This window comes from Halobacillus sp. A1 (assembly GCF_024189295.1).
Classification (GTDB): Bacteria; Bacillota; Bacilli; order Bacillales; family Halobacillaceae; genus Halobacillus_A.
Window position 1 is genome coordinate 1 of the sequence record NZ_JAIZEN010000046.1, and the last position, 5,448, is coordinate 5,448.

General features: G+C 39.7%; 2 protein-coding genes and 4 pseudogenes. 2 read left to right on the forward strand and 4 right to left on the reverse strand.

The genetic code is table 11. The features are described from left to right. Window positions 1–83, forward strand: a pseudogene (locus LF817_RS19800) (ATP-binding protein); the annotation flags it as partial. Between the two features lie 106 nt (window positions 84–189). Here LF817_RS19800 and istB (LF817_RS19805) read toward each other — a convergent pair. Both istB (LF817_RS19805) and istA (LF817_RS19810) read right to left on the reverse strand, forming a co-directional pair. After that, a pseudogene (gene istB, locus LF817_RS19805) lies at window positions 190–933 on the reverse strand (IS21-like element helper ATPase IstB). Next, complete coding sequence (gene istA, locus LF817_RS19810) at window positions 923–2,476, reverse strand: IS21 family transposase (protein ID WP_253937539.1); 1,554 nt, start codon at window positions 2,474–2,476, stop codon at window positions 923–925. Before istA (LF817_RS19810) ends, istB (LF817_RS19805) begins: the two are co-directional and overlap by 11 nt. A 397-nt stretch (window positions 2,477–2,873) precedes the next feature. On the opposite strand from istA (LF817_RS19810), the pseudogene LF817_RS19815 reads away from it, so the two are divergent. Next, window positions 2,874–3,047: pseudogene (locus tag LF817_RS19815) on the forward strand (ATP-binding protein); the annotation flags it as partial. Window positions 3,048–3,130: 83 nt separating this feature from the next. On the opposite strand, the gene istB (LF817_RS19820) reads toward LF817_RS19815, so the two are convergent. Together istB (LF817_RS19820) and istA (LF817_RS19825) are read right to left on the reverse strand one after the other, a co-directional pair. Then, window positions 3,131–3,895 (reverse strand): IS21-like element IS643 family helper ATPase IstB, encoded by a 765-nt coding sequence (istB, locus tag LF817_RS19820; protein WP_253937541.1) that lies wholly within the window; start codon window positions 3,893–3,895, stop codon window positions 3,131–3,133. Continuing rightward, window positions 3,895–5,328, reverse strand: a pseudogene (gene istA / locus LF817_RS19825) (IS21 family transposase); the annotation flags it as partial. The pseudogene istA (LF817_RS19825) and the gene istB (LF817_RS19820), both read right to left, overlap by 1 nt. Window positions 5,329–5,448: the final 120 nt, after the last annotated feature.

Below are 5,448 nucleotides of genomic sequence, written 5' to 3' on the forward strand. Positions count from 1 at the left end.
GTGTGGAGGTCATACATGGTGGAGAGAATGAGGAAAGTCATCGGATGAAAAACCGAAAAAGTATTTTTCAAGCAGAAGTGTAAAAGGGAAACGAGCAAAAAGTGTAAAATTCGACTTGACGTCTACAGGAGTCAGAACCATATGAAAAAGGTGGAGAACTTTCCCCACCCTTTTAATAACGTTTAGCTTTTATTTCTGCAACCCATGTCGCTCTCTCATGGAAACTTGTCCATCAATAATTATCGAATAAGAATCGTGAACAATCCTGTCTAGTATAGCGTCAGCTATCGTGGATTCACCAATGCGCTCATACCATCCTTCTGGCGCAAATTGGGAACAGAAAATAGTTGAAGCCGATTGATGTCTACTTTCTACAATTTCTAATAAATCCCTTTCCTGTGTATCTTGTAAAGGTGACAATAACCACTCATCTAAGATTAATAAATCAACTTTTTTATACTGCTTGATTGTCTTTTGAAAAATACCTTGTCCGCGAGCTACGGCAAGTTCTTCTAACAAGTCAGGGAGTCTAACATATTTAACCTTATAATATTTTCTGCAAGCGGAAACCCCTAGAGCGTTGGAAAGATATGATTTTCCATTTCCAGAGGCTCCTAAGATCATGACGTTATGATTATCTTCGATATACTGGCAATCAGCAAGACGAAGAATTAAGGACTTATCTAATTTTCTATCTGGATGATATTCAATGTCTTCGACACACGCCTGGCTGTATCAAAAATTTGCATTTCTGATTAAACGATCCATCTTATTACTTTTTATTTTAGAGTACTCAATGTCGACTAATAAACTAAAGCGATCATCGAAAGATAAGTCTTGATAATCCGGGTTAGAACGTTGGTTAATATAAGTTTCGGCCATGGTATTTAGCCTCATTTCATTCAATTTCATTATAGTATTTTCATTTGTCATTTTGTTTTCCTCCAAAGTATTCGGCACCTCTAGTAAAGCCAAAAGCACCAGACGGTTTATTTGCTTTTTTCGTATTTGATGTATTAAAGTTTTTATCTGTCCCTTGTTTTAAAATAGTCTTTATACTGTTTAATCTTGGAGAAGGGGAATAGGTTAGTGCCTGACGGCACGCCTCTTCTAAACGTTTTAATGAGTAGCGATCGGCAAGTTTAACAATACCCATACACATTTTTTGCGCTTGCCGTTCCACCCTATATGACTTGAAGATAGATTCCATCACAAGTTTTGTGTGACTTCCAACTTTATCTGCCCAATCGAAAATGTGAGCTTTATCCCATTCGAGATACATTCTATGATTATCCGGCATATGTTCAGGAACAGTGGAAGGTTCTTTATCTAATCCTGTTTTTCTCATGTGTGAGGCAATACGAAGGTGCTTAAAGAAAATTTCTACCATCGTAGTGGTCACTCTGATGTCCACTTTGTGTTTGACATATTCATAGGGAACCGAGTAATGAATTTCGTCTACAACTATGTGATAATCAAGAGGTACGGTAGCTGTTTTCCAGGTAGCTAGTTCGTACTGTTTAAATGGCAATGGTAGTAGCGCAAATTTTTCTTCCTCATAGAAAGCAATTTGTCTACTACCTGTTTTTTTCTGAAATGGCTTTTCATTGAACTCCTTCAATTTTATTTGGATGGCTTGATTCAACTCTTTGAGTGAAAAGAAGGTTTCATTTCTTAAAGCTGCGATAATCCAGGTCGATACAACACCCACATTTCCTTCTACACTAGCTTTATCTTTTGGCTGTCGGACTCGAGCAGGCACTACTGCCGTTCCATAATACTCTGCCATCTCATAATAAGAGCGATTTATTTTGGGATCCCAATAGTTAGATCGGTCCACACCTGTTCTCAAATTATCCGGTACAATAATACTCGTCACCCCTTCATAGAAATTAAAGGCATGCATATGAGCAGTAATCCAGTTTTCGAGGTTCTGTGCTAAAAATGCTTCAACATAGGTGTATTGACTACAGGGAAGGGTAGCGACGAAAATATAAGCAGGTATTTTCTCTCCTGAAGTATTATTTTTCAGAAAGGCCGTTTGACCAGCCCAATCAACTTCCATTAACTCTCCAGGCTTTCGTTTGATTCTTAACGTAGCTTTCGTGGTGTTCGCGTATTTTCGATAGTGAAAACAAAATTGGGTATACATATAAGGCGTCTCACCAGCTTGATAGCAAACTCTACAATACTCCTCCCATAATAGAGTCAATGCCACCCCTTTCTTCGCAAGCTCTTTATGAACGTATTCATAATCAGGCATCCGATGGTTTTGAACTTTAAATTTCTCTGGAAAGAGAAACGCTTGTAAGTCCCCATCTGTCACTTCGTCTGACAATGGCCAGGAAATATCACATACTGAAGCCCTGTCTAAGACAGATGTGATCGTATTCCTGGAGCATCCACAACTAGCAGCGATGTTTCTTTTACTCATTCCTTGACTGTGCAGCCGTAAAATCTCCCGGTATTTTACCAATAAAAATACCCCCTATAATGAAAAATTCACTGAAAACTCAGTGTAACTTCATTATAGAGGGTGGTTCTGCTTCCGAGAAGGTGGTTCTATATTTCCGAGACGCTGGATCAAAAATTCCGAGAAAGTGGTTCTCTCTAAGTGAATTATTCATAGTATGAAGGTCATCAATCTGTGAGTTTGATGGATAGAAAGTTGCTTTATGGTAAGCAATAAATTCGCAGTCGGGGGTTTTTGCACAAATACAATATTAAAACATGATTCTTTATCAAATTACCAATTCAAAAATTTTAATTATACAAGCGTATGAGTGGTAAAGCCCTGTCATTAACTGGTACATTCCTTGTCACTTAGTGGTAAAATCTATGTCAACACTGGTACATTTGAGTGGCTGTAAACAAAGAGGAGTATTATCATAACGACGAACCTTCAGTTCGGGGAATGGAATCATGTATTCGGGGATCCGATTTTGACAGAGGCGGTCGTGGATCGCTTGATCCATCATTCTCACCTCGTTCTATTCAATGACGACAGTCATCGGTTGAAAGAATCCATGGCTTTTCAGCCGATGTAGGATTTAAAATCAGGGAGGCGAGTGGCTACATAAAGGTTTTGTAGACGTCAAGTTGAATTTTACACTTTTTGCTCGTTTCCTGTTTACACTTCTGCTGAAAAAATGCTCTTTCGGTTTTTCATACGATAACTTTCCTCTTCTTCGCCTCCATGGATCACCTCTACCCGATGAAGTAAACGGTCTAAAATTGCTGTGGTGATTCCTTGGTCTCCGATTAAATTGCCCCATTCTTCTGGACTCTTATTTGAGGTCAGGATAATCGAACTTCGTTCGTATAAATGATTAATCAAATGAAAGAATAGGTTTGCTTCTCTTTGATCCATGGCCATATACATTAAATCATCAATGATCACCAGATCGGCGTTTTTGATTCTTTTCAGCTGCACTTTAGATTTGTTCAGGTATTCTTCTGATTTTAGAAGCTGTACAAGTTCGCCCATTGTGGTGAAATAAACATTGAACCCTTTGTAAACAGCCTCCAGTCCAAGCCCAATTGCTATATATGTTTTTCCAATGCCAGGAGGACCTAAAAGAATGAGATTGTACTGTTGCTCCAGCCAGCTTAATTCCCTAAGTTGAGAGAGCTGTCGAGTCGTCAGTACGTTTTGTCCTTTCAACTCAAACTCGTCTAATGACTTCACGAAAGGAAAGCGTGCCCATTTCATTCTTTTCTCAAGGCTCTTCGCTTCACGTTTGGCTAATTCATATCGGGTGATTGACTCTAAAAATTCCAAGTAGGTCCAAGAGGCTTTTTCAGCTTCGCGGAGAAGCTGCGGCAGCTCCTCCGCAGTCTCTGCTAAGCGTAGTTGACGAAATTGATCTTGTAATTCGTGTACAGTCTTGTTCATCATGCTCTACCTCCTAGAATGCTGGTATATGAATTTAGAGAACGAGTAGAGGCTTTGATATGAGAATGTTTTTGCGGACTCGTGTAAAAGGTTTGTACTTCTTCAAGAGGTTCATCTCGTAATGCCTCTAGGTGATGAGCGATATCACGAAAGTCATTCGCATTGTAGAGTTTCTCTTTCGTACACTTGGTCAAAACAGTATCAACTAAAGCTGGATACTGTTGGATCATTTTATAGATAATCGAAAACTGGTCTCTCCGATACCTTGGGTATCTTTGGCTAATTTCATCTAGATATACAGCTGCCTGAACCTGATCTTCAAAATGAGAGAGAAGACGTTGCTTAAGTTCCTCCACACCTTTGGAGCGATCGCGAGTGTGATGACGGTTTTGAATTAACTTTCCCTTTTCAGAGCTGATCGCATGCTCGGCAATTACTTCACCATTTACTTCTTTACGTATAATCAATGCCTTATGATCTTCTTCCTTCAATTCAATCCAAACAAGATTCTCACTCATAATTTGATAAGTCCCGAGAGGGACGGAATAACGGTTTGACTTATACCGGATCGTGTTGTCCTTGCTTACACTTCTTGTTATACTTTGATTATTGGTACTTTCATATGAAAGTAACGAAGAGACTGGCTGTAAGTGTTGCTTTTCGAGGAGAAACACTTCTGCTGGTCTTTTTTTCGTTGTCTGATGAACTTGGTGATTTCCGGTGCGTTCGAGCCATTGCCATGCTCGTTTATTCCAATCTTCTATATCTCTAAACACTCGACTATCCGCGAAGTTACCTTTTATGTATTTCACTACATTTTCAATCATACCTTTAGATTCCGGATCTGCTCTTCTGCACAGGTGTACTTTGAATTTACGCTCGTTCAAATAGCTTTGGAATTCAGCTGTTAGAAGCAGTTGGCCTGCATTTTCACTCACTGAGATTAAGTGATCCTGATCATAGACAATTTCTTCTGTTCGTCCTCCATAGAACTGAAATGCATTTTCGTGACAACGAATCGCATCTCTTGTGGTAAATGGGCGCGCTTGCCATTCCATATATTTGTGTCGGGAGTTAGCGAGCACAAAGGCGATAAAGTACAGTTTAATTTCTTTGTTATTCACTGTTTTCTGTTTTGTTTCTCCCCAGTCTACCTGAAGTTGTTTACCCATGGGTTGTTCAGGAACTGCTTCGTATTGACGCACAATCACCTTTTTCTCTATCTGATAGACTTCTCGAATCCCCCTCACATACGTTCTGACTGTACTCCCACCGACCACTAGGTCGGGGTATCTCTCTAAAAGCCAATCATGTATCTGAGCACTACTTAGGTGTGGATACTCTTCTAGCCAGGCAAGTATCCAGTCCTTATAGTAATCTAGTTTTTTCTTCTTTCCCAAAGGCTGTTCAGTATAGGCTTTTGCTTCTGAGTATTGCGGACAGAATGAGCCACTAGTGCGGAGTTTTGAGCCGTTGAATGCGGGAAATAGAGCCAGTGAATGCGTACAAATGAGCCGCCGGGTTCAGATGATCTAATAGGAAAAGCCATTGAA